Raw genomic sequence first — 26,112 nt, forward strand, 5'->3', positions numbered from 1 at the left:
CCGCAGGCTAACGCCGTACCCGCGGCATCCCCAGGCCGATCCAGGAGATGATCTCCCGCTGGATCTCGTTGTTGCCGCCGCCGAAGGTGAAGATGACCGCCGAGCGGTAGCCGCGCTCCAGTTCGCCGTGGAGCACCGCGCCCGCGGAGCCCTCCTTGAGGGCGCCCGCGGCGGCGACGATCTCCATCAGCCAGGCGTAGGCGTCCCGGCGGGCCTCGGAGCCGTAGACCTTGACCGCGGAGGCGTCCTGCGGGGTGAGGGTGCCGTTCTGGACGGCGTTCACCATCTGCCAGTTGAGGAGCTTCATGGCGTCGAGCCTGGCGTGGGTCCGGGCCAGGAGGCGGCGCACCCAGGGCAGGTCGACGACGCGGCGGCCGTCGGCGAGTTTGGTCTCCATGGCCCAGCGCTGCACGTCGTGCAGGGCGCGGATGGCCATGGTGCCGTGGGCGGCCAGGGTGACGCGCTCGTGGTTGAGCTGGTTGGTGATCAGCCGCCAGCCCTCGTTCTCGGCGCCGACGCGGCGGGAGACTGGGACGCGGACGTTCTCGTAGTAGCTGGCGGTGGTGTCGTGGGAGGCGAGGGTGGTGATGACGGTGCAGGAGTAGCCGGGATCGGTGGTGGGGACCAGCAGCATGGTGATGCCCTTGTGGGGCGGGGCGTCCGGGTCCGTGCGGGTGGCGAGCCACACCCAGTCGGCGGTGTCGCCGTTGGTCGTCCAGATCTTCTGCCCGTTGACGACGTACTCGTCGCCGTCGCGCACCGCGCGGGTCTTGAGCGAGGCGAGGTCGGTGCCGGCGTCGGGTTCGCTGTAGCCGATGGCGAAGTCGATCTCGCCGGAGAGGACCTTGGGCAGGAAGTACGCCTTCTGCTCGTCCGTGCCGTACCGCATGATCGTGGGGCCGACGGTGTTGAGCGCCATGAGCGGCAGCGGGACGCCGGCCTGGGCGGCCTCGTCGAAGAAGATGAACTGCTCCATCGCCGTCAGGCCGCGGCCGCCGTACTCCTCGGGCCAGCCCACGCCGAGCCAGTGATCGGTGCCGAGACGACGGATCGTCTCGCGGTAGAAGCGTTTCTGCGCGGCGGGGTCGGCGTGCCGGGCGTAGGCGTTGTCCGGTACCAGCTCGGCGAAGTAGTCGCGCAGTTCGGCACGCAGCCGCTGCTGCTCGGGCGTGTATTCGAGGTGCACGGCGCCTCCAGGCATCCCAGGCCGGTCCTGACGGCGCACACCGTAGAACGTGTTCCAGTAATTGGGAATGGCGAGGGTGCCCGAGGGTGCGGAATGAGCCGGGCCGGGGTCAGTTCAGGGTGGCGAGGAAGTCCGTGCACGCCTGCGCGCACTCCCGGCAGGCCTTGGCGCCGTCCTCGGTGCCGGCCAGCCGGTCGAAGGCGTGCGCGGCCTCCAGGCACACCGTGCGGCACCATTCCACCTGGATGCGGATTCCCGCCTCGTCCAGGCGGTTCTGCTCGGAGAGCACACGACAGGTCGCGTCGCACACCTCCGCGCACATGATGCCCTTGCGTCGTACGAGTTCCTGCTCCTCCGTGCCGTCCGGGTCCACGAGGCTCGCGCGCAGAGCACACGCGCGTGCGCACTCCGTGCACGCCTGAGCGCACGCGAAGCGGTCCTCCAGGAACTGGAAGAGCTCCTGCTGGGTCGTTGTCGAAGTCACCCGGTTCGGGTAGCCGCGGCCCGCGCCGTCAAACACGGTGTCGCCGGTGGCCGTGCCGTTCGCGTCACCCGCGGCGAGCCGGGCCGCCTCACGCGTCACCTGCACAGAGCCGCGGCCGTCTCACGCGCCCCCGCGGAGAGCGGGCCGGTTCACGTGTCGGGCTCGGGGTACTCGCGGGTCATGAACAGCGCATCGATGCACATCGCCGCAAGCAGCGCCTCCGCGATGGGTCTCATCGCGGCCGGTGTCGTGGTCGTGGCCCTGCTGATGGGCGCCTTCTGGATGGGCTCGCGCATCCGCCGCCGGGAGCCCGGTCCGCCGCGCCCGGAGGAGCAGCCCCATCTGCCGGACGGGGGTCCCGTCCGCGAGGTCCGGGAGGTCCGGGAGGCCGACGAGGTACCCCGCTCCGACACCCGGCTGACCCCGCACGAGCTGCCGGGCCACGGCAACTCGCCGACCCGTTCCTCCGCCTCGCAGGAACGCCCGCGCTGGACCGGGGGCAACAGCGGGTCGTTCGGCAGCGGGAGCCCGGGCGGACACTGATCCCGCGGCCTTCCACCGCCCTCCCGAGAGGAAGTGAGAGCCATGACCGACCCCGCCCGCAGCACCCTGCCGCTGCCCGACTACGACCACCTTCCGCTGGGCGGCCTGGAGAGCCGGGTGCGGTCGCTGACCGCCGACGAGGTCGACGCGCTGCTCACCTACGAACGCTCGCACGCCGACCGGCGGCCGGTGACCGAAGTGCTGTCGGCCCGGCTGGAGCAGCTGCGTGCCGGCGCCGAGCCCACCGGGGGCGACCCCACGGCCCTGCGTCCCGAGCAGCACGGCCGGACCACGGGCTCCCCGGTCTCTCCGGCGACCTCCCCCCAGCCGTCCAGCGCGCCCCCGCACGGCACCCCCGACCAGCGGGGCAAGCCGAAGGGCGACCGCACCTAGAAGTTTCCGCGCACGGCGCACGGGCACCCGTGCGCCGTGCTGCCGAGGAAGAACAGTGACCACGCCCTGCCCGCGGCGGAGCGGGCCGCGGACGCGCTCGACGCGCGGCTCCCGGTGTACGACGGGGGAAAGCTGCTGCGCAAGGCCTTCCCCGACCACTGGTCGTTCCTGCTGGGCGAGATCGCCCTCTACAGCTTCGTCGTCCTGCTGCTGACCGGCGTCTGGCTGACGCTGTTCTTCCACCCCTCCATGACGGACGTCGTCTACGGCGGCTCGTACCGGCCGCTGGACGGGGTGCGCATGTCTGAGGCGTACCGCTCCACCCTCGACATCAGTTTCGACGTGCGGGGCGGTCTGCTGATCCGCCAACTGCACCACTGGGCGGCCCTGGTGTTCGTCGCGGCGATCGGCGTACACCTGCTGCGGATCTTCTTCACGGGCGCGTTCCGCCGGCCGCGCGAGGTCAACTGGCTGATCGGCGTGACCCTGTTCGTGCTGGCGCTGGCCGAGGGCTTCGCCGGCTACTCGCTGCCGGACGACCTGCTGTCGGGCACGGGCCTGCGCATCGCCCAGGGTGTCATGCTGTCGATCCCGGTGGTGGGGACGTATGTCAGCATGTTCGTCTTCGGCGGCGAGTACCCGGGACATGAGCTGATCCCGCGGCTGTACTCGCTCCACATCCTGCTGATCCCCGGCCTGCTGCTGGCCCTGGTCACCGTCCACCTGATGCTGGTCTTCTACCTCAAGCACACCCAGTGGGCGGGCCCGGGGCGCACCAACCGCAACGCCGTCGGCAAGCCCATGGTCCCGCAGTTCGCGGCGAGTTCGGGGGGCCTGTTCTTCATGGTCTTCAGCCTGCTGACGGTGCTGGCCGGGGTCGCGCAGATCAACCCGGTGTGGGTGTACGGCCCCTACCGGCCCGACATGGTGTCGACCGGCTCCCAACCGGACTGGTACGTCGGCTTCCTGGAGGGCTCGCTGCGACTGATCCCGCCGTGGGAGACGGCGGTGGCCGGGCACACGGTGATGTGGAACGTGCTGCTGCCCGCCGTGGTGCTGCCGCTCGCCCTGTTCGCCGTGCTGTACGCCTACCCCTTCCTGGAACGGTGGGTCACCGGGGACGACCGGGAGCACCACCTGTGCGACCGGCCCCGCGACAACCCCGCCCGGACGGGACTCGGCGTCGCCGGCATCTGCTTCTACGGCATCCTGCTCCTGGCCGGCGGCAACGACATCCTCGCGCACACGTTCCGGATCTCCCTGAACACGCTGACCTGGATCTTCCGGGTCGCTCTGGTGGTGTTGCCGCCGCTGGCCATGATGGTGGCCAAGCGGGTGTGCCTGGCCCTGCAGGAGGCCGAGCTGGAGCGCCTGGCCGAGGGCGAGGAGACGGGCGCGGTGCGGCAGACGATCGCGGGCGGCTTCACCGAGGGCCACGAACCGCTCGACGAGGACAAGCAGTACGTGCTCCGGGCGCGCCGCCAGGCCGAACCGCTGCCGGCACCGCGGCCCCGGGCCGACGCCGGGCAGGTGCAGCGGCTGCGGGCGGCGCTGAGTTCCTGGTACTACGGTCACCGGATCCAGGAACCGGGCCATGGTGAAGTCCCGGGCGACGGTGAACTCCCGGCCGGGGGCGAGGTCCCGGCGAACGGCGAGGCCGCTCAGCGCGACCGCGAGTTGAAGGGCTGACCGGGCGGGGCGGCGGGCCCGGACGGTTCGGAGCCCGGGTCGGGCCGGTCTACGTACTGGAAGACCATGCCGAAGACGCCCAGCCCCAGGACACCCAGCCCGAGCAGGGCCAGCCACAGCCCGAAGACGATGCCGAGGGCGAGAAGGACCGCGCCGAACGCGACGACGATCGGCCAGGGACTGTGCGGGGAGAAGAACTCCAGCGGGCCCGCCGTGTCGAGGATCTCGGCGTCCGGCCGGTCCTGGGCGCGCAGGCCGCGCCGGCGGTACTGGACGTGCAGGAAGAACGCCACGAGCGCGGCCATCAGGAAGGCGACGCCCAGCGCGGCCGTGCCCGCGGGCTCTCGGGAACGCCACCAGTAGCCGGCCGCGGTGACGGCGAAGAAGACGGCGACCCCGGCGAACAGCCGGGACTCGGTACGCATCAGCCGCTCCGTTCCGTCTGCTGTGCCGCCGTGACCTCCGGGTGGTGCGCGTCGAACGCCGGGGACTCGGAGCGGATGCGGGGCAGGGCGGTGAAGTTGTGCCGCGGCGGCGGGCAGGAGGTGGCCCACTCCAGGGAACGGCCGTAACCCCAGGGATCGTCGGTGTCGACCTTCTCGCCGTACCGGGCCGTCTTCCAGACGTTGTAGAGGAACGGCAGGGTGGACAGGCCCAGCAGCAACGCGCCGATGGAGCTGACCGTGTTGAGCAGGGTGAAGCCGTCGGCGGCCAGGTAGTCGGCGTAGCGGCGGGGCATGCCCTGCTCGCCGAGCCAGTGCTGGACGAGGAAGGTGGTCTGGAAGCCGACGAACAGCGTCCAGAAGTGGATCTTCCCGAGGCGTTCGTCGAGCATCTTCCCGGTGAGCTTGGGCCACCAGAAGTAGAACCCGGCGAACATCGCGAACACCACGGTACCGAACAGGACGTAGTGCAGGTGGGCGACGATGAAGTACGAGTCGGTGAGGTGGAAGTCGAGCGGCGGGGACGCGATCAGGACCCCGCTCATGCCGCCGAGCAGGAAGGTGGCCATGAAGCCGCACGACCACAGCATGGGCGTCTCGAAGGACAGCGAGCCTCTCGTCATCGTGCCGATCCAGTTGAAGAACTTCACGCCCGTCGGCACCGCGATCAGGAACGACATCAGCGAGAAGAACGGCAGCAGGACCGCGCCGGTGGCGAACATGTGGTGGGCCCACACCACCGCGGAGAGCATGGTGATGGCGATGGTCGCGCCGACGAGGGTGACGTAGCCGAAGATCGGTTTGCGGCTGAACACCGGGATGATCTCGGAGACGATCCCGAAGAACGGCAGCGCGACGATGTACACCTCGGGGTGCCCGAAGAACCAGAACAGGTGCTGCCACAACAGGGCTCCGCCGTCGGCCGCCTCGAAGATCCGCGCCCCGAACTTCCGGTCCGCCTCCAGCGCGAGCAGGGCGGCGGTCAGCACGGGGAACGCGGGCAGCACCAGGATCGACGTGAACAGCACGTTCCAGGTGAAGATCGGCATCCGGAACATGGTCATGCCGGGGGCGCGCAGGCACAGGATCGTGGTGATGAAGTTGACGGCGCCGAGCGTGGTGCTGACACCGGTGACCACCAGCCCCATGGCCCACAGGTCACCGCCGGCGCCGGGGCTGTGGACGGCGCTGTTGAGGGGCGCGTAGGCGAACCAGCCGAAGGCCGCCGCTCCCCCGGGCACCAGGAACCCGGAGACGACCATCAGCCCCCCGAACAGGTACAGCCAGTACGACAGGGCGTTCAGCCGCGGGAACGCCACGTCCGGGGCACCGATCTGCAGCGGCATCACCGCGTTGGCGAACCCCGCGAACATCGGCGTCGCGAACAGCAGCATCATGACCGTGCCGTGGATGGTGAACAGCTGGTTGTACTGCTCCTGGCTGACCAACTGCAGTCCGGGGCGGGCGAGTTCGGCCCTCATCAGCAGCGCAAGGACGCCGCCGAAGAGGAAGAAGGAGAAGGCGGTCGTGAGGTACAGATTGCCGATGACCTTGTGATCGGTCGTGGTCGCCCAACGCAGCAGCGCCCGTCCCAGCGACGAGCGCGTGCGCGGCCGCTGCGGCGCCCGGCGCGGCCGCGCCGTTCTCCTGTCCACCGCCATGCGGCGGCGGGTACCCGGGGACGGCGAGCCCACTCACCGTCCCCGGCGTCCCTCACCTGCTGTCGCTCGTGCCGGTGGTCTCCGTCAGAGCCGCGCGTCCCGCCTCCAGCCGGGCCGCCGGGATCCGGAACGGCGAGCAGGAGACGTAGTCCAGGCCCGCGCGGTGGAAGAAGTGGATGGAGTCGGGGTCACCGCCGTGCTCGCCGCAGACACCCGTCTCCAGACGGGGGTTGACGGCGCGGCCGGCCTCGACGGCGATCTCCACCAGCCGTCCGACGCCCTCCTGGTCGATCGTCTCGAAGGGAGACACCGAGAAGACGCCCTTGTCGATGTACAGCGGGAAGAAGGACGCCTCCGCGTCGTCCCGGGACAGGCCCCAGGTCGTCTGGGTGAGGTCGTTGGTGCCGAAGGAGAAGAAGTCGGCGACCTCGGCGATGCGTCCCGCGGTGAGCGCGGCCCGCGGCAGCTCGATCATCGTGCCGATCGGGCAGTCGAGGGTCAGTCCGGTCTCGGTCTCCACCTCGCCGAGCACGGTCTCCGACTCGTCGCGGGCCAGCCGCAGCTCCTCCACGGTGCCGACCAGCGGGATCATGACCTCGGCGCGCGGGGTGCCGCCGTCGCGCAGCCGCTGGGCCACGGCCTCGGCGATCGCCCGCACCTGCATGGCCATCAGGCCCGGCACGGCCAGGCCCAGGCGGACGCCGCGCAGACCCAGCATCGGGTTCTGCTCGTGCATCCGCTCGACGGCCGCGAGCAGTTCGCGGTCGTGCTCGTCCGGGTGCTCGGTGCGGGCGAGGCGGACGGCGAGTTCCGTGCGGTCGGGCAGGAACTCGTGCAGCGGCGGGTCGATCAGCCGGATTGTCACCGGCAGCCCGTCCATCGCCTCCAGAATGGCGGTGAAGTCGGCCCGCTGCAGCGGCAGCAGGGCGTCGAGCGCCCGCTCGCGCGCGGTGTCGTCGCGGGCCAGGATCATCGCCTCGACCAGCGCCCTGCGCTCACCGAGGAACATGTGCTCGGTACGGCACAGGCCGATGCCCTGCGCGCCGAGCGCACGGGCGCGGACGGCGTCCTCGGGTGTGTCGGCGTTGGCGCGGACCTCCAGGCGGCGCACCGAGTCGGCGTGGGCGAGGGCGCCCAGGACCGCGTCGGTGAGCGTGTCGGAGGCGGTGGCGGTCTCCAGGGCGCGTCCGACCTCGGACGCGGTCAGCGGCAGGGCGCCGAGGTGGACGGTGCCCGCGGTGCCGTCGACGGAGACGACGTCGCCCTCGCGGACCACGGCGCCGGACGGAGCGGTGAACTGCCGGGCCACCGTGTCGACGGCCAGCTCCTCGGCGCCGCACACGCACACCTTGCCCATGCCGCGGGCGACCACGGCGGCGTGGCTGGTCTTGCCGCCCCGGCTGGTCAGCACGGCCTCGGCGGCGATCATGCCGGGCAGGTCGTCGGGGGTGGTCTCCCGGCGGACCAGGACCACGTGCTCGCCGGCCGCGGCACGGCGTACGGCCTCGGCGGAGTCGAAGACGGCGGCTCCCACCGCGGCGCCCGGCGAGGCGGGCACGCCGTGGGCGAGTGGCCGGTCGGTGGACTTGGCGTCGAAGCGGGGGAACATCAGCCGGGTCAGCTCGGCGCCGTCGACGCGGACCAGAGCCTCGTCGGCGGTGATGGTCCTCTCCTCGCGCAGGTCGTGGGCGATGCGGAAGGCGGCCTCGGCGGTGCGCTTGCCGACGCGGGTCTGCAGCACCCACAGCTTGCCGCGCTCCACCGTGAACTCCACGTCGCACAGGTCGCGGTAGTGGTCCTCCAGGGTGTGCAGGTGCTTGCCGAGCTCGGCGTAGGCCTCCGGGTCGAGCTTGCCGAGCTCGCTCAGCGGCAGCGCGTCGCGCACGCCGGCGACGACGTCCTCGCCCTGCGCGTCGGGCAGGTAGTCGCCGTACCGGCCGCGTTCGCCGGTGGCGGGGTCGCGGGTGAAGGCGACGCCCGTGCCGGAGTCGGAGCCGAGGTTGCCGAACACCATCGCCTGGACGTTCACGGCGGTGCCGAGGTCCTCGGGGATGTGTTCGCGGTGGCGGTAGACGCGGGCGCGCTCGGTGTTCCAGGACTCGAAGACCGCGCGGATGGCGCGGGAGAGCTGGTCGGCCGGGTCCTGCGGGAACTCCTCGCCGGTCTCCTCGCGGATGATGGCCTTGAACTCCTCGGTGAGCCGCTTGAGGTCGGCGGTGTCGAGGTCGTGGTCGTCCTTCTTCTTGTGCCCGGCCATGGCCTCCTCGAAGAGGTCGCCGTCGACACCCATCACGGTGTGGCCGAACATCTGGATGAGCCGCCGGTAGGAGTCCCAGGCGAACCTCTCCTGCCCGGAGGCCTCGGCGAGGCCAGTGACGGAGCGGTCGTTGAGCCCGATGTCGAGGATGGTGTCCATCATGCCGGGCATGGAGAAGCGGGCACCGGAGCGTACGGACACCAGCAGGGGGTCGTCGGCCGCACCGAGGCTGCGGCCCATGGCCTGCTCCAGGTCCGCGAGCGCCTGCGCGGCCTCGACGCCGAGCTCGGGCGGCTCCTCGCCGGTCTTGAGGTAGACCTTGCAGGCCTCGGTGGTCACGGTGAATCCGGGCGGGACGGGCAGACCGATCCGGGTCATCTCGGCGAGTCCGGCTCCCTTGCCGCCGAGCAGGTCGGCCATGTCGCGGCCGCCCTCTGCGAATCGGTACACGTACTTCACGGGCGTGCTCATTGAAGAGGCCTCTCAGGCGTGAGGGACGACGGCCACGGGGCAGCCGACGTGGTGGATGGCGGCATGGGCGACGGGGCCGGTGCGCGGGACCGTCGGGTGTTCGGTGGTGCGGCGGCCGACGACGAGCAGGCTCGCTCCGGAGGCGGCGCGGACCAGCACGGACTGCGCGCGACCCTCGGTCACGGTCTCGACGACCTCGACCTCGGGGTACTTGTCGCGCCACACGTGGAGCACTGCGCCGAGGAAGCCGAGCCACTCCCCGGGCCGCTCGGACTCGGCGACCAGTGCGAGGTCGCCGGGGCCGAGGCCGATCGCGGAGGGCTGTTGCCAGGCGTGGACGGCCTTCAGACGCGCTCCGCGCATCCGGGCCTCCTCGAAGGCGAACTCGATCACCTCGTCGCAGGGGTCGTTTAGGTCGATGCCGACGACGACGTCGCGGTATCCGGTCTCCTCGGACGCGATGCCGTCGGCCCCCGGAAGGTGCTCGTCGGCGGCTTCCTCGTCCGCCCGGACCAGGACGACGGGCCCGCCGGCCCGCGCCACCACGCCGAGGGCGACCGAGCCGACCAGGAATCCGGTGAAGCCGCTGAGGCCGCGCGAGCCCAGCACGAGCAGGTCGGCATCTTCGGCGGCCTTCAGCAGGGCGGCCGTCGCGGGTCCCTCGACCTGTTCGTCCTCGACCTTGACGCTCGGGCAGACTCGGTGGATGCGGTCCTCGGCCTCGCGCAGGGCGCGACGGGCCAGGAACCGCTCGACGGCCGTGGGCGGCTCACCCTCGCCCTGGCGGGGGTGCCAGTTCCAGGCGTGCACGAGCCGCAGCGGCCGGTCTCGGCGGGCGGCCTCCCGGGCGGCCCACTCGGCGGCGGCGAGACTCTCGGCGGAGCCGTCGACTCCGGCGATGACGGGCGGAAGCATGTGCGTACCTCCAGCGCTCGGTCTGCTCTTCGGTCCCAGCGTCGTCCCCTGCCCGGGGCGGCGATATGGGCCGCCGGGTCTTCGGGCGGGGACCGTTCGGCCCTCTGTCGCGGGCCGCGGTCGGCGGGCACGGTGGGGGTCGAACGGACGGAAGGGGATACGGCATGGGGCGAGTGGTCGTCGCGGGCGACGACGATTCCGCGGCGGGCCGGGCCGCGGTGGCGTGGGCCGAACGGGAGGCCCGGCTGCGCGGGCTGACGCTGTCTTCGGACGACGTCGCCGGCCGGGACGTGGAGCTGCTGGTACGGCCCTCACCCGCGGCGGACGCGGGCGGGGCGGTGTCCGCCGTGTCCGGCTCACCCGTCGTCTTCGTGCCCGGTGCCCCGGTTCGGCTGCCCGACCGGGTGGCGGTCGGCGTCGACGCACGGGATCCGGCACAGGCGGCGATCGGCTTCGCCTTCGAGGCGGCGCGGCTGCGCGGGGCCGGGCTGCACGCGGTGCACGCCTGGACGCTCCCCGCCGAGGCCGCCGACACGCCCTTCGCCCTGCCCGAGGAGGACCGTGCGAGGTGGGAGGACCAGGAGGTGCAAGTGCTGTCGGACGCCCTGCGCCCGTGGCGGGCGCGATACCCGGACGTGGAGGTGCGGCCGGACGTCCTGTCCTTCCCTCCACCCCACGCCCTCACCCACGCCTCCACCACCGCCGGCCTCCTGGTCCTGGGCCTCCGCACGGGCCGGACGGCGTCGGCGGTACTGGGGGCGGCGCGTTGCGCGGTGGCCGTGGTGGCCGGGTGACGGCTGGGGCCGACGCACTCGCCTGGCAACCGGTCACCGTCGGGCCCGGCGAGCGCGGCGACATGTCACCCGGGCCGTACGGCGCCCGCGGTCGTCGTGGCGGGTGGCTCCGAGGGCTGCGCGCCGCCGTGGCACCCGGTCACCGTCGGGCCCGGTGAGCACAGCGGAAGGTCGTTGGCCCGCGCCCGGGTCATCTTGCGCCCTCAGTCGTGTTGCCCCGGTGGCTTCGGAGAAGGTGGAGGCTGCGCACGCGGTGGCCGTGCTCGGTGGGGAGGGTCGGCCCGGTGTACGGGTCCGTTCGGCCCATGCCGGGGTGGGGCGCGGCGAACCACCGTGAGGGCATGAGGACTCGCACGGGTATCGCCGTGATCGGCGTCGGCAACGAGTTCCGGCGCGACGACGGCGTGGGCTGGGCCGTGGTCGCGCGTCTGAAGGAGCGCGCCGAGGACCACCCGCTGCCCGCCGGCACGGTGTTCGCCACCTGCGACGGCGACCCCGGCAGGCTGATCGGCCTGTGGGAGGGCGCCGGGCTCGCCGTGGTCGTGGACGCGGCGCACGCCCACCCCGGCACCCCCGGCCGCGTGCACCGCCTCGAACTCGACGCCGGGCACATCGCACCGCCCTCCGCCACCAGCTCGCACGGGCTGGGGCTGGGCGAGGCAGTCGAACTGGCCCGCGTCCTCGGCCTGTTGCCGGAACGGCTCGTCGTCTACGCCGTCGAGGGCGCCGACAGCGACTTCGGCACCGGCCTGTCCGCCGCCGTCGCGGCCGCCGTGGAGCCCCTCGTGGTCGCGGTCGAGATCACGGCCGGGAGCGGGTCATGACCGTTCGGCGCTTCCATGTGGAGGGCATCGTCCAGGGCGTCGGGTTCCGGCCGTTCGTGTACCGCACCGCGTCCGCGCTGGGCCTGGACGGCTGGGTGGCCAACGTCAACGGGCACGTCGAGGGCGAGGTCGCCGGCCCGTCCCGGGACATCGAGGAGTTCGCGGCGCGCCTGCGCGCGGACGCCCCGGCCCTGGCCCGGGTCCGCCGGATCCGGCTGAGCGACGACGTCCGGGCGTATCTCCCCCCGGGGTTCCTGGTCCGGCACAGCCCGCCCGGCGCGCCGGACACCGCACCCCGCGAGATCCCCCCGGACGCGGCGATCTGCGACGCCTGCCTGCGCGAGCTGCGCGACCCGTCCGACCGCCGGCACCGCTACCCCTTCATCAACTGCACGGACTGCGGCCCGCGGGCGTCGATCATCGAGGACCTGCCCTACGACCGGGTCCGCACCACCATGCGGCACTTCCCGCTGTGCGCGGACTGCGCCGCCGAGTACGCCGACCCGGGCGACCGCCGCTTCCACGCCGAGCCCGTCGCCTGCCCGGTCTGCGGGCCGCGCCTGGCCTGGGACGAGCTGCGCGGCGAGGAGGCGCTGCGGGCGGCCGTGAAGACGGTCGCCGACGGCGGGATCGTCGCGTTGAAGGGCCTGGGCGGCTACCAACTGGTGTGCGACGCGGGCGAGTCGGCGGCCGTCGCCGAGCTGCGGCGGCGCAAGCGCCGTCCCACGAAGCCCTTCGCCGTGATGGTCCCCGACCTGCCCGCGGCGGACCGGCTGGCCCGCGTCGGCGCCACCGAGCAGGCCGCGCTGACCTCGCCGGAACGCCCCGTGGTCCTGCTGGCCCGGCGCAGGTGGCACGGCGCTTCCCCGCTGGCGGCCGAGGTGCACCCGGGTCTGACCCGCGTCGGCCTGTTCCTGCCCACGACCGGTCTGCACCACCTCCTGCTGGACGAACTGGCCCGCCCGCTCGTGGTCACCAGCGGCAACCTCAGTGACGAGCCCCTCTCCATCGACGACGCCGAGGCGCGGCACGCGCTCGCCGGTGTCGCCGACGGCTTCCTCACCCACGACCGGTCCATCCGCTCCCGCTACGACGACTCCGTCGTGCAGTTCGCCGGACGGACCCGGATCACCGTCCGCCGGGCCCGCGGACTCGCCCCCGCTCCGCTGCCGCTGCGCGTACAGCGGCCGGTCGCCGGGGTGGGCGCCCAGCTCAAGCACACGTTCACGCTGGCCGCCGACGGCCGCGCGCATGTCGGTCCGCACACCGGCGACCTCGCGGACGTCATGACCCACGACGCGTTCGTGGCGTCGTACGAACATCTCAAGCGGCTGACCGGCATCGAACCCGCCGTCCTCGCGCACGACCTGCACCCCGGATATCTGTCGACCCGCTGGGCCAAGGCGCAGCCGGTGCCCCGGATGGCGGTGCAGCACCATCACGCGCACGTCGTCGCGTGTGCGGCCGAGCACGGGGTGCGGGGCCCGTTCATCGGGGTCGCCTACGACGGGCTGGGGCTCGGCGACGACGGGACGCTGTGGGGCGGCGAGATCCTCGTCGCCGGTCTCGGCGGCTACCGGCGCGTGGGCAGGTTCGCGACGGCGCCCCTGCCCGGCGGCGACTCGGCGGTGCGCCACCCCTCCCGGACGGCCCTCGGGCTGTTGCTCGGCGCGGAGACGCTGGGCTCCCCGCGGCCGTATCCCTGGCTCACCCGGCCCTTCATCGAACGCCTCGACCCGGCCGAGGCGACGGCGGTACGGGCCATGGTCGCCCGGAACGTCAACTGCCCGCGCGCGTCCAGCGCCGGACGGCTCTTCGACGCGGTCGCCGCCCTCCTCGGGCTGTGCGACCGGACCTCGTACGAGGGCGAGGCGGCCGTCCTGCTGGAGACGGCGGCGGGCGATCTGCACGCGGTGCCGCTGGCCCACCGGATCGTGCGGGCGCAGGGCCTGTGGGTGTACGACCCCACGCCGACCGTCGCGGACCTGCTGCGGCGGCGGCTCGGCGGGGAACCGGTGGAGGCCCTGGCCGCGGCCTTCCATCTGACGCTCGGGATCGTCACCGCGGAGCTGGTCGCCCAGGCGGTGGCCGACGGCGCGCCGCACACGGTGTGCCTGGGCGGCGGTTGCTTCGTCAACCGCCGGCTGCTGACCGAGGTGAAGCGGCGTCTGCACGCGCAGGGGCTGCGGGTGCTGGTCGGCGGTGAGGTGCCGGTCGGGGACGGCGGGATCAGTTACGGACAGGCGGCGGTCGCGGCGGCGCGGCTCGGTGCGAAGGGATGAGGGCGGATGTGCCTGGGAATTCCGGGGCGGGTCGTGGAGGTGCACGACGACGCCGGACTGCGGATGGCGACGGTGGACTTCGGGGGTGTGCGGCGCGAGGTCTGTCTGAGTTGCACGCCGGACGCGGACGTGGGCGCGTACGTCATCGTGCACGTCGGTTTCGCCATCACGCAGGTCGACGAGGAGGAGGCCCGGCGGACGCTGGACGTGCTGCGGGCGATGGCGGGAGCGGTCGAGAGCGAGCTGGGCGAGCCGCTGCCCTAGGCCGGCCCGGACCGGTTCGGGCCGTCACGGGCGAGTGCCCGGTCGGCTCGTGCGGGAGGGCCGGTCGGCCCCTGCCACGGGCCTGCCCCGACGACCAACCTGAAAGTGGATCCGCGTGACCCGCCTTTCTACGAGGAGGACCGCCATGACCGCCACCGCAGCGCCGGCCGTGCTCGACCGGGAGGGCCTGGACGCCCTGGTCGCGGCACTGGTGGCACAAGGGCGGACCGTCGTCGGACCGACCGTCCGCGACGGGGCGGTGGTGCTGGCGGAGCTGACCTCCGCGGACGCGCTGCCCTTCGGCTGGGGAGTGGAGCTGGAGGCCGGGCGCTACCGGCTGGTGCGGCGGGAGGACGGCGCCGCCTTCGCGCACAGCGCGGGGCCCCAGTCCTGGAAGAACTTCCTGCACCCGGCGCGGGAGCGGTTGTGGAGCGCCGACCGGAAGCCGGACGGCGAGGTCACCTTCAGCGCCGAGGAGCCGGCCGACCCGTCGTACGCCTTCCTCGGGGTGCGGCCCTGTGATCTGCGGGCCATTGCGATCCAGGACCGGGTGCTGACCGGGGGACGGTACGAGGACTCCGGCTACGGCAGGCGGCGGTCCGGGGCGCTGCTGATCGCCGCCGAGTGCACCGACCCCGGCGCCACCTGCTTCTGCGTCTCCATGGGGGGCGGCCCCGCCGCCGACCCCGGGTACGACCTGGCGCTGACCGAGGTCGTGGACGAACACGGGCACCGGTTCCTGGTGCGGGTCGGCAGCGAGGAGGGCGCCCGGCTGCTGGCGCGGGTGCCGCATCGCGCGGCCGATCCGGTCACCGAGGACACCGCCCGGGCCTCGGTGGACGACGCCCGGGACCGTATGGGGCGCTCGATGCCGCCGGTCGACCTGCGGACGCTGATGGGTTCGAGCATGGACGCCGAGCGCTGGAACGACGTCGCCGAGCGCTGTCTGACCTGCGGCAACTGCACCATGGTGTGCCCGACCTGCTTCTGCACCACCACGGAGGAGGTCACCGACCTGACCGGTGACCACACCGAGCGCTGGCAGCGCTGGGACTCCTGCTTCGACCTGGACTTCTCGTATCTGCACGGCGGGCCGGTGCGCCGTTCGGCCCACAGCCGCTACCGGCAGTGGCTCACCCACAAACTCTCCACCTGGCACGAGCAGTTCGACACCTCGGGCTGCGTGGGCTGCGGGCGCTGCATCGTCTGGTGCCCCGTCGGCATCGACATCACCGAGGAAGTGGCCGCACTCAAGGCCGAGCTCGAAACGGAGACCGACTGATGCCCCCCTCGATCGCCCTGCGCATGAACCACGCTCTGCCGGCCGAGCACCGCGAGCGGCTGCTGCGCATCGGCCGTGAGACCGACTTCCCGCAGGGCGCCCGCCTCTTCGAGGAGGGCGGGCACGCCGACCGGTTCTGGATCGTCCGCAGCGGGACGGTCGCCCTCGACATGCATGTGCCGGGCCGCCGGCCGCCGGTCATCGAGACCATCGGGGTCGGTGACCTCGTCGGCTGGTCCTGGCTGTACGAGCCGTTCGTGTGGCAGCTCGGAGCCGGAGCGGTGACCTCGGTGCGGGCCTACGAGTTCGACGCGGTCGCCGTCCGTCTGATGTGCCTGAACGACGCCGAGTTCGGGCGCGCGGTCGAGCACTGGGTGGGCCGGGTGCTGGCCCACCGGCTCAACGCGGCGCGCGCCCGGCTCGTGGACCTCTACGGCATCTACGAGACCAAGGAGGAACGATGACCGCCGTGCCGGTCCCCCATCGCGTGGTCGCCCGCCGCCCGGAGACCGCGGACACGGTCACGCTGCGCTTCGAGCCGGTCGGCCGCCCGCTCCCGGACTTCCTGCCGGGACAGTTCGCGATGGTCCACGCCTTCGGCCGCGGCGAGATCCCGGTGTCGGTGAGCTCGGTGCAGGCCACGGGCGGGCTCGCGCACACCGTGCGGTCGGTCGGCGCGGTCTCCGACGGGCTGTGCGCGGTCCGGGTCGGCGACGTCGTGGGCATCCGCGGGCCGTACGGCACGAGCTGGGAGCTGGAGCGGGCCCGCGGGCGGGACGTGGTGATCGTGGCGGGCGGCATCGGCTTCGCCCCGCTGCGCCCGCTGATCCTGGGCGCGCTGGCCGAGCCGGAGGCGTACCGGCGCATCAACGTCCTGATCGGGGCGCGCACCCCGAGCGATCTCATCGCCCGCGCCGAGGTGGCGAGCTGGGCCACGGCGTACACCGGGGTGACGGTGGACCAGCCCGAGCCGGACTGGCGCGGGGACGTCGGCGTGGTCACCCAGCTGCTGGGGCGGGCCCACTTCGAGCCGGAGGAGACGACGGCGTTCGTGTGCGGGCCCGAGCCGATGATCCGGGCCACCGCACGCGAACTGATCCAGCACGGCGTGCCCCACGACCGTGTGCAGGTCTCGCTGGAACGCAACATGCGCTGCGCGACCGGGCACTGCGGGCACTGCCAGCTGGGCCCCGTGCTGGTGTGCCAGGCCGGCCCCGTCGTGGACTGGGCGCAGGCCGAACCCCTGCTCGCGGTAAGGGAGTTGTGAGATGGCACCGAAACTCGCGGTGTTCAAGCTGGCCTCCTGCGACGGCTGTCAGCTCACCCTGCTGGACTGCGAGGACGAACTCCTCGCGCTGGCCGGCGAGGTCGAGATCGCGCACTTCCTGGAGGCCACCAGCACGGTGCAGCCGGGCCCGTACGACCTGTCCCTGGTCGAGGGCTCGGTCACCACGCCGTCCGACGCCGAGCGCATCCGGCAGATCCGGGCCGCCTCCCGGCACCTGGTGACCATCGGCGCGTGCGCGACCGCGGGCGGCATCCAGGCCCTGCGCAACTTCGCGGACGTCGACGAGTACCGGCGCACCGTCTACGCGCACCCCGAGTACATCGAGACGCTCGCCACCTCCACCCCCGTCTCGGCCCATGTGGACGTCGACTTCGAGCTGCGCGGCTGTCCGATCGACCGGCGCCAGCTCATCGAGGTGCTCACCGCGTTCCTGGCCGGCCGCAAGCCGGACATCCCCGACCACAGCGTGTGCTTCGAGTGCAAGCGGCGCGGCACGGTCTGCGTGACCGTCGCGCACGGCACGCCCTGTCTGGGCCCGGTCACGCACGCCGGCTGCGGGGCACTGTGCCCGGCGTACCACCGCGGCTGCTTCGGCTGCTTCGGCCCGTCCGGCTCGGTGAACCTGCCCGCGCTGATCCCCGTGCTGCGCCGCGACGGTATGGACGACGACGCCGTGGAGCGCTTCCTGCACACCTTCAACGCCCCCGCGTTCGAAAAGGAGATGGGCAAGTGACGCACCGCGGATCCCGTGTCCTGCACGTCGGCTCGCTGTCCCGGGTCGAGGGCGAGGGCGCGCTGCGCCTGCACGTGCACGACCGCACGGTCACCGAGGCACGGCTGGAGATCTACGAGCCGCCGCGCTTCTTCGAGGCGTTCCTGCGCGGCCGGTCCTACACCGAGCCGCCCGACATCACCGCCCGGGTGTGCGGGATCTGCCCGGTGGCCTACCAGATGAGCGCCTGCGCGGCGATCGAGGACGCCTGCGGGGTCGAGGTGGACCCGGCGATCCGGGATCTGCGCCGGCTGCTGTACTGCGGCGAGTGGATCGAGAGCCAGGCCCTGCACATCTATCTGCTGCACGCCCCGGACTTCCTGGGCCACCCCAGCGCGATCGACCTGGCCCGCACGCACCGGGCCGAGGTGGAGCGGGGGCTGCGGCTGAAGAAGGCCGGCAACGACATCATGGAGCTGGTCGGCGGCCGCGCCGTGCACCCGATCAACGTACGGCTGGGCGGCTTCCACCGCGCCCCGGCCCGCACCGAACTGCGGCCGCTGCGCGAGGAGTTGCAGCGGGCGCTGGACGACGCGTGGGAGACCGTGCGCTGGGTGGCGGGCTTCGACTTCCCCGAGGCGCGCACCGACGCGGACCTGCTGGCGCTGGCCGAGGCGGACACGTACGCGATCGAGGGCGGCACACCGACCGTGCTGCGCGCCGACGGCAGCCGCGGCTCCTTCCCCGTAGGGCAGTTCACCGACCATGTCAGCGAGACCCATGTGGCCCACTCCACCGCGCTGCACTCGCGGCTCGACGGGCGGCTGCATCTGACGGGCTCGCTGGCCCGGTTCGCGGTCAGCGGCTCCCTGCTGTCGCCGGTGGCGCTGGAGGCGGCCGTGGCGGCGGGGCTCGGTGACCCGCGCGAGGGCGCGGTGTGCCGCAACCCGTTCCGGTCCATCCTGGTGCGGGCGGTGGAGGTGGTGTACGCCGTCGGCGAGGCGCTGCGCATCATCGACGGCTACGAGCCGCCCGCGTCCCCGTACACCGAGGTGCCGCCGGTGGCGGGCGTCGGGCACGGCGCCACGGAGGCTCCGCGCGGGGTGCTCTACCACCGCTACGAGATCGACGCCGACGGCCTGGTCGCCGACGCGACGATGGTGCCGCCCACCGCCCAGAACCAGGGTGCGATCGAGGACGACCTGCGCCGGATGGCCCAGGCCGCCATCGGCGAACGCGACCCGGACGACGACGAGCTGACGGCCCTGTGCGAACGCGCGATCCGCAACCACGACCCGTGCATCTCGTGCTCCACCCACTTCCTCGACCTGACCGTCGTCCGTACCTCGGGCCCGACCACGGGAGGCCACCGTGCCTGAATCTCCGTACACCGTGAGCGATGTGATGACGCAGACCGTCATAGCCGTCGGGCGCGACGCCTCCTTCAAGGAGATCGTCGGCCTGATCGACCAGTGGAAGGTGAGCGCCCTGCCCGTCCTGGTCGGCGAGGGCCGGGTCATCGGCGTGGTCTCCGAGGCGGATCTGCTGCCCAAGGAGGAGTTCCGCGACGGGGGCGAGGAGGACGCGGAGCGCGCCGAGCGGCAGAAGGCGGCCGCGCTGACCGCGGGCGAGCTGATGAGCACCCCCGCGGTGACCGTGCACGCCGATGCCTCCGTCGCCGAGGCCGCCCGCATCATGGCCCGCCGGCACGTCAAGCGGCTGCCGGTGGTGGACTCGGTGGGCATCCTGCAGGGCGTGGTCAGCCGCAGCGACCTGCTGAAGGTCTTCCTGCGGGACGACGAGGAGATCGCCGAGGAGGTCCGGCACAGCGTCCTGGGCCAGCTGCCGATCACCACTCCCCTGACGGTGAGCGTGGCCGACGGTGTGGTCACCCTCGGCGGCGTGCTGCCCGACCGTACCCTCGTGCCGATCGTGGCGCGGGCGGTGCGGGCCGTGGAGGGTGTCGTGGACATCCGGCTGGACCTGACGCACCGATGAAATACCTCGACGAGTACCGCGACCCGGCGCTCGCCCGGCGGCTGCTGGAGGAGCTGCGGCGCACGGCCGGCCGGCCCTGGCGGATCATGGAGGTGTGCGGCGGTCAGACGCACACCCTCGTCCGCCAGGGCATCGACGAGCTGCTGCCCGCCGGGATGCGGATGATCCACGGCCCCGGCTGCCCGGTGTGCGTCACCCCGCTGGAGACCCTCGACCGAGCCATGGCGATCGCCGCCCGCCCCGGCGTTATCTTCACCAGCTTCGGGGACATGCTGCGCGTGCCCGGCAGCGAGACCGACCTGCTGTCCCTGCGGGCGCGCGGCGCCGACGTCCGGGTGGTGTACGCCCCGATGGACGCCGTGCGCCTGGCCGCAGCGAACCCCGACCGGGAGGTCGTCTTCCTCGCGGTCGGCTTCGAGACGACGGCGCCCGCGAACGCCACGGCCGTCCTGCACGCGGCCCGGCTGGGGCTGACGAACTTCTCCATGCTGGTCAGCCATGTCCTGGTGCCGCCGGCGATGACCGCGCTGCTGGAGGACCCCGACTGCGAGGTGCAGGCGTTCCTGGCGGCCGGGCATGTGTGCGCGGTGATGGGCTGGACCGAGTACGAGCCGATCGCGGCCCGCTACCGGGTGCCGATCGTGGTGACCGGCTTTGAGCCGCTGGACCTCCTGGAGGGCGTCCTGATGGCCGTCCGGCAGCTGGAGGGGGGCCGCTTCGAGGTCGAGAACCAGTACGTACGGGCCGTGCGCCGCTCGGGCAACACCGACGCCCAGGAGGCCGTACGGAAGGTCTTCCAGGTCACCGACCGGTCCTGGCGCGGCATCGGGGCGCTGCCGGACAGCGGGCTCGAACTCGCCGACGCCTACGCCGGGTTCGACGCCGCCCGCCGGTTCGACGTGGGCGGGCTGCGGCCCGTGGAGGACCCCGAGTGCATCGCGGGCGCCATCCTGACCGGCGCCCGGCTGCCCACCGACTGTCCCGCGTACGGCACCCGCTGCACGCCCCGTCATCCCCTCGGCGCGCCCATGGTGTCGTCCGAGGGCACGTGTGCCGCCTTCCACGCGGCCGGACGCACCGCTTCGGCGAGGAGCACACCATGACCATCGAATGCCCGACTCCCCGGCACGAGGAGGAGGTCGTGCTGCTGGGCCACGGCGCCGGCGGCCGGCTCACCGAGGAACTCCTCGACACGCTGGTGCTGCCCGCGGTCGGCGAGACCGAGGGGCCGCTGGAGGACGCGGCGCTGCTGCCGGGCCGGCCGGACCTGGTGATGAGCACCGACAGCTTCGTCGTCAGCCCGCTGTTCTTCCCCGGCGGGGACATCGGGTCCCTCGCCGTGCACGGCACCATCAACGACCTGGCGATGCGGGGCGCCCGGCCGCTCGCGCTGTCCGTCTCCCTGATCATCGAGGAGGGGCTGCCGCTGTCCGAACTGCGGGCGGTGATGGCCTCGTTGGGCAAGGCGGCCCAGGACGCGGGGGTGCCCGTGATCACCGGCGACACCAAGGTCGTGGGCCGGGGCGCCGCCGACCGGCTGTTCATCAACACCACCGGGGTCGGGCAGCGGCATGCGCCGATGTGCCCGTCGGCGGCGAACGCCCGCCCCGGTGACGTGGTCCTGCTGTCCGGGCCGATCGGGCTGCACGGCACGACGGTGCTCAGCACCCGGGAGGGGCTGGGCTTCGAGGGGGACATCGCCTCCGACAGCCGTCCGCTGCACCGCCTGGTGCACGCCCTGGCGCCGCTCGGTGCCGCCGTGCACGTGCTGCGCGACCCCACGCGGGGCGGGCTGGCCGCCTCGCTCAACGAGATCGCCCGGGACTCGTCGGTGGCCGTGGAGATCGAGGAGAGCGCGGTTCCCGTGCCGCAGGCCGTCGCCTCCGCGTGCGACCTGCTCGGCCTGGATCCGCTGGTCGTCGCGAACGAGGGCTGCATGGTGGCGTTCGTCGAGCCGGAAGCCGCCGAGGAGGCGCTGACGGCGATGCGGTCGGTGCCGGAGGGCGCGCAGTCGGTCCGGATCGGCGAGGTACTGCACGAGGGCCCGCTGGGCCGGGCGACCCTGCGGACGCTGGTGGGCGCCCGCCGCATCGTGGAAATGCCACTCGGCGAGCAGTTGCCGCGCATCTGCTGAGCACCGGGCGCGCAGGTCGGCCACTGGCGCCGCGGCCGCGACTCACTCGCCGAGGTGGCGCCCCGGTTCAAGACCGGCGCCGCCCGGCTGACCCGAGCACGCCGACCCCGCCCCACCAAGGGCGGCCCCGCGGCCCTGGCCGGACAGAGCACCGGCGACCCCGTCGGCACCCGCGGCACCCGAAAGCGCCGCCGTGAAGACGAAGATGCGGCGATCCGGCCTCCGCTCGGACGTCGACGCCCGTCGTCGACGAGGTCAGGAGCGCGGCTCTGCCCGGCCCGCGTCGGACCGCCGGCCGGAAAGGCGTCAGCGTGTCTTTCCGCCCCACTGCCGGTCCACGCGGGCCCACTCGGTGTCCCACTGCACCAGGCGGCGTCGGTCGAGCAGGGTGCACATCCCCGAGCCGGTGAGGAGCACCACTCCGGCGACGGTCACGCCGGCCAGTGTGCCCAGCACCACGGCCTGGAACCGCGCCTGGCCGACGCCCGCGGGCTCGGGCACGAGCCGGTCCTGGGCGTCCAGCCAGATCCGGGTGGTGCTGCCGGCCCTGCTCGCGGCCGCGACCCGGGTGACGCCCGTGCGCGGCGTCCCGTCTGCCGCGGTCCAGCGCACGGTGGCCCAGGCGCGGGCGTCGCCGACGCCGTCGACGGAGGAGGTGCCGCTCTCCGCGTCCTTGGTCAACACGGCCCGTACGGAGTGCCGTTCGGCCCGCAGTCCGGCGCTGTCGCGCTCGATGGCGCCAGCCGCGCCCAGGCCCGCGGCGACGGCCGCCAGCAGAGCCAGCGTCCACACGGCCAGCAGCAGCCAGGCCTCCACCAGGTAGCTGGGGCGCCTGAGCGGGTTGCGCCGCAGCCGCCACCAGCGCTTCCTGGCCGGTCGTACGTGCCGTACCGCGGCCATCGTCACCACCGGACCAACGCGTCGTCCCGGACGAGGACTTCGGAGGCCGGACGGCGGGCAGTGGTCCACACTTGCGCCGGGACACCCAGCCGCAGCACCATCTGCGGGAAGTTCCCGGCGGCCAGGCGCCGACGCAACTCGGCGCGGATCTCGGGGAGTTCGAGCGGCTGGGTGTGGAAGGCGGCCATGACGTGGCGAGCGGCGGCGGACAGCAGCACACGCTGCAGCGCCTGTCCGGCCCGCAGCCAGTCCATCCGGCCGTCGCGCGGCGTGGACAGCACGGCGACGGTGCCGGTGCCGAGTCCGCGCCGGCGGGCGGGGACGATGAACCGCCGTGCCAGGTCGAGGTAGTCCCGGCCTGCGAGGAGCGTGGCGTCCGGGTGGAAGCGGGCCGCGTCGGCGGGCACCTTGTCGGGACCGACGCTGCGCGTGACCTCCCAGCTGTGGCCGGCGTCCGCCCGGTGCGCGTCCTCGGCGGTGCGCACCAGGCGCGCGATCAGGTCCAGTTCCTCGGGTTCCTCCAGGACGTGGAGGACGGCGCCCTCCATCCGGGCTTGTTCGCGCAGGTCGTCGAGGAGCCCGCTGGGCAGCGCCAGGGAGGCGAAGGGTCCGCGGTGGGTGTGGCGGTGGGGCATGGCGTCGATCAGCTGCGCCTCGTCGGCGGTGGCCGGGGCGTGCACGGCGAAGCCCACGCGGGCCAGGAAGGTGGAGTCGCCGGGCCGCGGCAGCAGATCCACGGACGGCTGGAAGCCGAGGTGGCGCACGGCCATCCGCGTGTTGAACAGGGCCGCTCCGCAGGCGATGACCATCTCCCGGCCGCCGGGGTCGGTGAGGATCATGCGCCGTCCGCCGTCCGCGTGCACCTCGAAGCCGTGGTCGTGGCCCTCCTCGACGAAGAACCAGGGCTGGCTGTTGTGTGGGGAGGGCGCGAGGGAGGCGGCACGGGCCAGGTGAACCGCCGCGTGGCCGGACTTCTCGTACGACACGGTCATGGTGGATCCCGCCTTTCGCGAACCGTCCACCTTTCGTGAACCATCCCTCCCCAGGGTCCCCGGGTGCGGCCGGCGGAGGCAGGGGCCGAGGGTCCCGGTGCGCGGCCTGTGCGGCCCTCTTCCGGCTCTCCGGTCCCCGGCCGGCCGACAACGCGGGCCGCCGTTCGGCCCTCGAGGGGAGCCGGACGGCCCTGGGAGCCCTGGGCGGGGAGCGGTTCGCTGGAAGTGTGGGAGGAGGATGCCATGTCCAGTGGAACGCGGTCCGCGTCGGCGGCCCGCACGGCGACGGTCCCGAAGCCGTCGGCCGACGGCACGGGCACATCATCGGCGAAGAGGGTGCGTACGGCGGTGTACTTCCTGCACGACGGGAAGGTCTCGGCCGTCCCCCGCACCGTGACGGCCCCGGCGACCGCCACCGCGGCCCTGCGCGCCCTGCTGTCCGGCCCCAGCCGCTTCGAGGGCCACCGGGGCCGTACCACCGCCGTCCCGGCCGGTACCGAGCTGCGCTCGGTCGACGTCCAGGGCCGTCTCGCGACGGTCGACCTGTCCGACCGCTTCCTCGACGACTCCGGCGGCCCGTCGATGCGGGCCCGGCTGGCCCAGGTCGTGTTCACGCTGACCAGGTTCCCGACAGTGCGCAAGGTGGCCTTCGAGATCGAGGGCAAGCCGGTGCGGTACTCCGGCCCCGAGGGCATCGTCCTCGACGGTCCGGTCGGCCGTGCCGACTTCGAGGACCTGTCGCCCGCCGTGCTGGTCGAGTCGCCCCTGATCGGTGACGCGGTACGCACCCCGCTGCGGGTGTGGGGCAGCGCGGACACCTTCGAGGCGGAGTTCCGGCTGATGGTGACCGACGTCTCCGGGCACCGGGCGGCCGACGTGCCGGTCCGGGCCACGTCCGGCACGAGCACTCGCGGCACCTTCGACGTCACCTTCCCCTACCGGGCGGTGCGCACCGGGCCGGGTCTGCTGACGGCGTACTTCGTCTCGCCCGAGGACGGACGCCCGGTGACCGTGGACACCGTGCCGCTGGCCGTGAACCGCTGACTCCGGCCCGCGGCACGAGGACCCCGGCGCGAGGACCGCGCCGGGGTCGTCCAGTGCGTTGCCCCTCAGACCTTTGTCAGGGGGTGGTGGTGAGCCAGGTGCCGGGCCAGCAGGACCAGTCCGACGATGGCCGGTATCACCAGCGGCACCAGGGGCAGGCCGGCGACCGAGGCGGCCAGTCCGAGGCACAGGAACGCCAGGATCGCGGCGAGTAGATAGAGCACCGCCTCGGTGGTGACGACGGGGATCTGACGGATGTTCATGATGCGCCTCCTTGGGGAGGGTCTTCTCTCAGGTCGTCTGCTCCTTCTTGACCAGTTCGTCGGCGACCCCGGCCGCCCACGCCTCGATCTCGGGGAAGTCGCGGAAGTCACCGCCCTTCCCGTTGCGGATGATCATCCGGGCGATGCGCCCCTTGGCGCCCTCCTGCAGGCAGCCGCCGAAGGTGACGTGGCCGCGGGCGTCGAGCTTGTCCACGGCGCGCCGCACCCAGGGCACGGGCGGGATGTCCTTCTCGGAGGCCGAGGCGTCGAGCGGGCCGCTGCTGAACAGCCACACCGGCCGCTCGGCCAGGACCCGCCGGTGCCGGCGCACGAAGCGGCGGGCGTCGCGGTGCCAGCGCCCGGCGTACAGGGCGCCGCCGACCACGAAGGCGTCGTACGACGTCACGTCGGTGACCGTGGCCGCGGACGCCGTGTCCACGACGAGGCCCTCCCTGCGCAGGACGTCGGCCACCGCCTCGGCGATCCCCGCGGTCGATCCGTTCGTCGTTCCATAGGCGACCAGCACGTTCTCGGGCATGGGGTCCGCCTCCTCTCACGTCACAGCTTGCGCATCCAGTCGTCGGCGACGCCGTGCATGGCGGACTCCTCGGCCGGCCGGACGTGCGAGTCGTCCAGACGGAAGGTGAGCTTGTCGACGACGGCGACCACTCCGTCGATCTGACGGGTCATGGAGACGGCTATCTCCGTCTCGCTCTTGCGTTCCATGTGTCCGGCGAGCGTGACCACGCCCTCGACCACGGAGACGTCGATGCTGCGCTCGGGGAGCCACAGGGCGCGGACGATGACCTCGCCGACGACCTCGTTGCGGATCTCGGAGTCGGGCCGCAGGAAGACCTGGAGCAGGTCGCGGCGGGTGACGATGCCGACGAGCCGCTGCTCCTCGTCCAGGACGGGCAGCCGTTCCACATGGTGCAGGGCCATGGTGCGGGCGGCCTCGACGATGGTGTCGTCCGCGTGCACGGTGACGGCCGGTTCGGTCATCAGCTGGCCGGCGGTGCGGGCGCGGGCCTTGGCCTTGCGGGTGCGGCTCTCCCGGGTCAGGGCGGCGAGCGGGTGGTGCCGGGGCTGCTCGTAGGGGTCCGGCGTGTCGGCCTGCCGGATCATGAGGTCGGTCTCGGAGATGACGCCGATGACCTTCTCGTCCTCGTCCACCACCGGCAGTCCGCTGATGCGGTTCTCACCGAGCAGCCGGACCACTTCCTTGAAGGGGGTTCCGTACTCGGCGCGGACGACGTCCGTGGTCATGACGGAGCCGACCTTGTTGTGCTTCAT

At 73.0% G+C, this 26,112-nt stretch carries 27 protein-coding genes; 16 read left to right on the forward strand and 11 right to left on the reverse strand.

The window, feature by feature from the left end:
• Nucleotides 1–7 precede the first annotated feature (7 nt).
• Both FBY22_RS23630 and FBY22_RS23635 read right to left on the reverse strand, forming a co-directional pair.
• Nucleotides 8–1,186 carry an acyl-CoA dehydrogenase family protein gene (locus FBY22_RS23630; RefSeq protein WP_142149071.1) on the reverse strand — a complete coding sequence of 393 codons (1,179 nt, stop codon included), beginning with the start codon at nucleotides 1,184–1,186 and terminating at the stop codon, nucleotides 8–10.
• Nucleotides 1,187–1,295: 109 nt separating this feature from the next.
• A complete protein-coding gene (locus FBY22_RS23635) occupies nucleotides 1,296–1,670 on the reverse strand; it encodes a ferredoxin (RefSeq protein ID WP_142152477.1) in 375 nt (124 codons plus the stop codon).
• Between the two features lie 180 nt (nucleotides 1,671–1,850).
• Here FBY22_RS23635 and FBY22_RS23640 point away from each other — a divergent pair, with 180 nt between their 5' ends.
• Genes FBY22_RS23640 through FBY22_RS23650 form a run of 3 tightly spaced genes read left to right on the forward strand, consistent with a single transcriptional unit; the run spans nucleotide 1,851 to nucleotide 4,295 of the window.
• Complete coding sequence (locus FBY22_RS23640; protein WP_142149073.1) at nucleotides 1,851–2,213, forward strand: DUF6479 family protein; 363 nt, start codon at nucleotides 1,851–1,853, stop codon at nucleotides 2,211–2,213.
• 42 nt (nucleotides 2,214–2,255) lie between these two features.
• Entirely contained in the window at nucleotides 2,256–2,606 is a 351-nt protein-coding gene (locus FBY22_RS23645) for a hypothetical protein (protein WP_142149075.1), read from the forward strand.
• A gap of 39 nt (nucleotides 2,607–2,645) precedes the next feature.
• The gene (locus tag FBY22_RS23650) at nucleotides 2,646–4,295 is read left to right on the forward strand and encodes a cytochrome bc complex cytochrome b subunit (RefSeq protein ID WP_399212533.1); all 1,650 of its coding nucleotides are present in this window, start codon (nucleotides 2,646–2,648) and stop codon (nucleotides 4,293–4,295) included.
• Here FBY22_RS23650 and FBY22_RS23655 read toward each other — a convergent pair.
• The 4 genes from FBY22_RS23655 to FBY22_RS23670 are packed head-to-tail and all read right to left on the reverse strand — an operon-like array spanning nucleotide 4,268 to nucleotide 10,042.
• Complete coding sequence (locus FBY22_RS23655) at nucleotides 4,268–4,720, reverse strand: cytochrome c oxidase subunit 4 (RefSeq protein WP_142149079.1); 453 nt, start codon at nucleotides 4,718–4,720, stop codon at nucleotides 4,268–4,270. The two genes, FBY22_RS23650 and FBY22_RS23655, sit on opposite strands and share 28 nt — an antisense overlap.
• Nucleotides 4,720–6,399: a cytochrome c oxidase subunit I gene (gene ctaD / locus FBY22_RS23660; protein WP_142149081.1), complete on the reverse strand. Its 1,680-nt coding sequence runs from the start codon at nucleotides 6,397–6,399 to the stop codon at nucleotides 4,720–4,722. Before ctaD ends, FBY22_RS23655 begins: the two co-directional genes overlap by 1 nt.
• Nucleotides 6,400–6,451: 52 nt before the next feature.
• Nucleotides 6,452–9,127: a pyruvate, phosphate dikinase gene (gene ppdK, locus FBY22_RS23665; protein ID WP_142149083.1), complete on the reverse strand. Its 2,676-nt coding sequence runs from the start codon at nucleotides 9,125–9,127 to the stop codon at nucleotides 6,452–6,454.
• A gap of 12 nt (nucleotides 9,128–9,139) precedes the next feature.
• Nucleotides 9,140–10,042 (reverse strand): universal stress protein, encoded by a 903-nt coding sequence (locus FBY22_RS23670; RefSeq protein WP_142149085.1) that lies wholly within the window; start codon nucleotides 10,040–10,042, stop codon nucleotides 9,140–9,142.
• A gap of 164 nt (nucleotides 10,043–10,206) precedes the next feature.
• Between FBY22_RS23670 and FBY22_RS23675 the strand changes: the two genes are divergently transcribed.
• The 12 genes from FBY22_RS23675 (at nucleotide 10,207) to hypE (ending at nucleotide 21,620) form a co-directional block, all read left to right on the forward strand.
• Entirely contained in the window at nucleotides 10,207–10,836 is a 630-nt protein-coding gene (locus FBY22_RS23675; protein ID WP_142149087.1) for a universal stress protein, read from the forward strand.
• A gap of 341 nt (nucleotides 10,837–11,177) precedes the next feature.
• Nucleotides 11,178–11,660 (forward strand): hydrogenase maturation protease, encoded by a 483-nt coding sequence (locus FBY22_RS23680; RefSeq protein WP_142149089.1) that lies wholly within the window; start codon nucleotides 11,178–11,180, stop codon nucleotides 11,658–11,660.
• The gene (hypF, locus tag FBY22_RS23685; RefSeq protein ID WP_142149091.1) at nucleotides 11,657–13,942 is read left to right on the forward strand and encodes a carbamoyltransferase HypF; all 2,286 of its coding nucleotides are present in this window, start codon (nucleotides 11,657–11,659) and stop codon (nucleotides 13,940–13,942) included. The genes FBY22_RS23680 and hypF overlap by 4 nt, the downstream gene beginning before the upstream one ends.
• Nucleotides 13,943–13,948: 6 nt before the next feature.
• A complete protein-coding gene (locus tag FBY22_RS23690) occupies nucleotides 13,949–14,206 on the forward strand; it encodes a HypC/HybG/HupF family hydrogenase formation chaperone (protein ID WP_142149093.1) in 258 nt (85 codons plus the stop codon).
• A 145-nt stretch (nucleotides 14,207–14,351) separates the two neighbouring features.
• Nucleotides 14,352–15,488, forward strand: coding sequence for a 4Fe-4S dicluster domain-containing protein (locus FBY22_RS23695; RefSeq protein ID WP_142149095.1), 1,137 nt, complete (start codon nucleotides 14,352–14,354; stop codon nucleotides 15,486–15,488).
• Entirely contained in the window at nucleotides 15,488–15,952 is a 465-nt protein-coding gene (locus FBY22_RS23700; protein WP_142149097.1) for a Crp/Fnr family transcriptional regulator, read from the forward strand. The genes FBY22_RS23695 and FBY22_RS23700 overlap by 1 nt, the downstream gene beginning before the upstream one ends.
• Entirely contained in the window at nucleotides 15,949–16,755 is an 807-nt protein-coding gene (locus FBY22_RS23705) for an FAD/NAD(P)-binding protein (RefSeq protein WP_142149099.1), read from the forward strand. Before FBY22_RS23700 ends, FBY22_RS23705 begins: the two co-directional genes overlap by 4 nt.
• A gap of 1 nt (nucleotide 16,756) precedes the next feature.
• Complete coding sequence (locus tag FBY22_RS23710; RefSeq protein WP_142149101.1) at nucleotides 16,757–17,509, forward strand: oxidoreductase; 753 nt, start codon at nucleotides 16,757–16,759, stop codon at nucleotides 17,507–17,509.
• Nucleotides 17,506–18,867, forward strand: coding sequence for a Ni/Fe hydrogenase subunit alpha (locus FBY22_RS23715; protein WP_142149103.1), 1,362 nt, complete (start codon nucleotides 17,506–17,508; stop codon nucleotides 18,865–18,867). Before FBY22_RS23710 ends, FBY22_RS23715 begins: the two co-directional genes overlap by 4 nt.
• On the forward strand, nucleotides 18,860–19,486 hold the full coding sequence (locus tag FBY22_RS23720) for a CBS domain-containing protein (protein ID WP_142149105.1): 627 nt from the start codon (nucleotides 18,860–18,862) through the stop codon (nucleotides 19,484–19,486). The genes FBY22_RS23715 and FBY22_RS23720 overlap by 8 nt, the downstream gene beginning before the upstream one ends.
• The gene (gene hypD, locus FBY22_RS23725) at nucleotides 19,483–20,589 is read left to right on the forward strand and encodes a hydrogenase formation protein HypD (protein ID WP_142149107.1); all 1,107 of its coding nucleotides are present in this window, start codon (nucleotides 19,483–19,485) and stop codon (nucleotides 20,587–20,589) included. Before FBY22_RS23720 ends, hypD begins: the two co-directional genes overlap by 4 nt.
• A complete protein-coding gene (gene hypE / locus FBY22_RS23730) occupies nucleotides 20,586–21,620 on the forward strand; it encodes a hydrogenase expression/formation protein HypE (protein WP_142149109.1) in 1,035 nt (344 codons plus the stop codon). The genes hypD and hypE overlap by 4 nt, the downstream gene beginning before the upstream one ends.
• Nucleotides 21,621–21,926: 306 nt before the next feature.
• Here hypE and FBY22_RS23735 read toward each other — a convergent pair whose 3' ends face one another.
• Both FBY22_RS23735 and FBY22_RS23740 read right to left on the reverse strand, forming a co-directional pair.
• Entirely contained in the window at nucleotides 21,927–22,520 is a 594-nt protein-coding gene (locus FBY22_RS23735; protein WP_142149111.1) for a hypothetical protein, read from the reverse strand.
• Between the two features lie 2 nt (nucleotides 22,521–22,522).
• Nucleotides 22,523–23,512: an Acg family FMN-binding oxidoreductase gene (locus FBY22_RS23740; RefSeq protein WP_142149113.1), complete on the reverse strand. Its 990-nt coding sequence runs from the start codon at nucleotides 23,510–23,512 to the stop codon at nucleotides 22,523–22,525.
• A gap of 243 nt (nucleotides 23,513–23,755) precedes the next feature.
• On the opposite strand from FBY22_RS23740, the gene FBY22_RS23745 reads away from it, so the two are divergent.
• A complete protein-coding gene (locus FBY22_RS23745) occupies nucleotides 23,756–24,556 on the forward strand; it encodes a GerMN domain-containing protein (RefSeq protein WP_142149115.1) in 801 nt (266 codons plus the stop codon).
• Nucleotides 24,557–24,621: 65 nt separating this feature from the next.
• Here the strand turns inward: FBY22_RS23745 and FBY22_RS23750 are convergent, their stop codons facing one another.
• From FBY22_RS23750 to FBY22_RS23760, 3 genes are read right to left on the reverse strand one after another with little or no spacing between them, the layout of a single operon-like run.
• The gene (locus FBY22_RS23750) at nucleotides 24,622–24,819 is read right to left on the reverse strand and encodes a hypothetical protein (RefSeq protein ID WP_142149117.1); all 198 of its coding nucleotides are present in this window, start codon (nucleotides 24,817–24,819) and stop codon (nucleotides 24,622–24,624) included.
• Between the two features lie 28 nt (nucleotides 24,820–24,847).
• The gene (locus tag FBY22_RS23755; protein ID WP_142149119.1) at nucleotides 24,848–25,357 is read right to left on the reverse strand and encodes a flavodoxin domain-containing protein; all 510 of its coding nucleotides are present in this window, start codon (nucleotides 25,355–25,357) and stop codon (nucleotides 24,848–24,850) included.
• Between the two features lie 20 nt (nucleotides 25,358–25,377).
• A complete protein-coding gene (locus FBY22_RS23760) occupies nucleotides 25,378–26,112 on the reverse strand; it encodes a CBS domain-containing protein (protein ID WP_142149121.1) in 735 nt (244 codons plus the stop codon).

The sequence above is a fragment of the Streptomyces sp. SLBN-31 genome, from assembly GCF_006715395.1.
Taxonomy (GTDB): domain Bacteria; phylum Actinomycetota; class Actinomycetes; order Streptomycetales; family Streptomycetaceae; genus Streptomyces.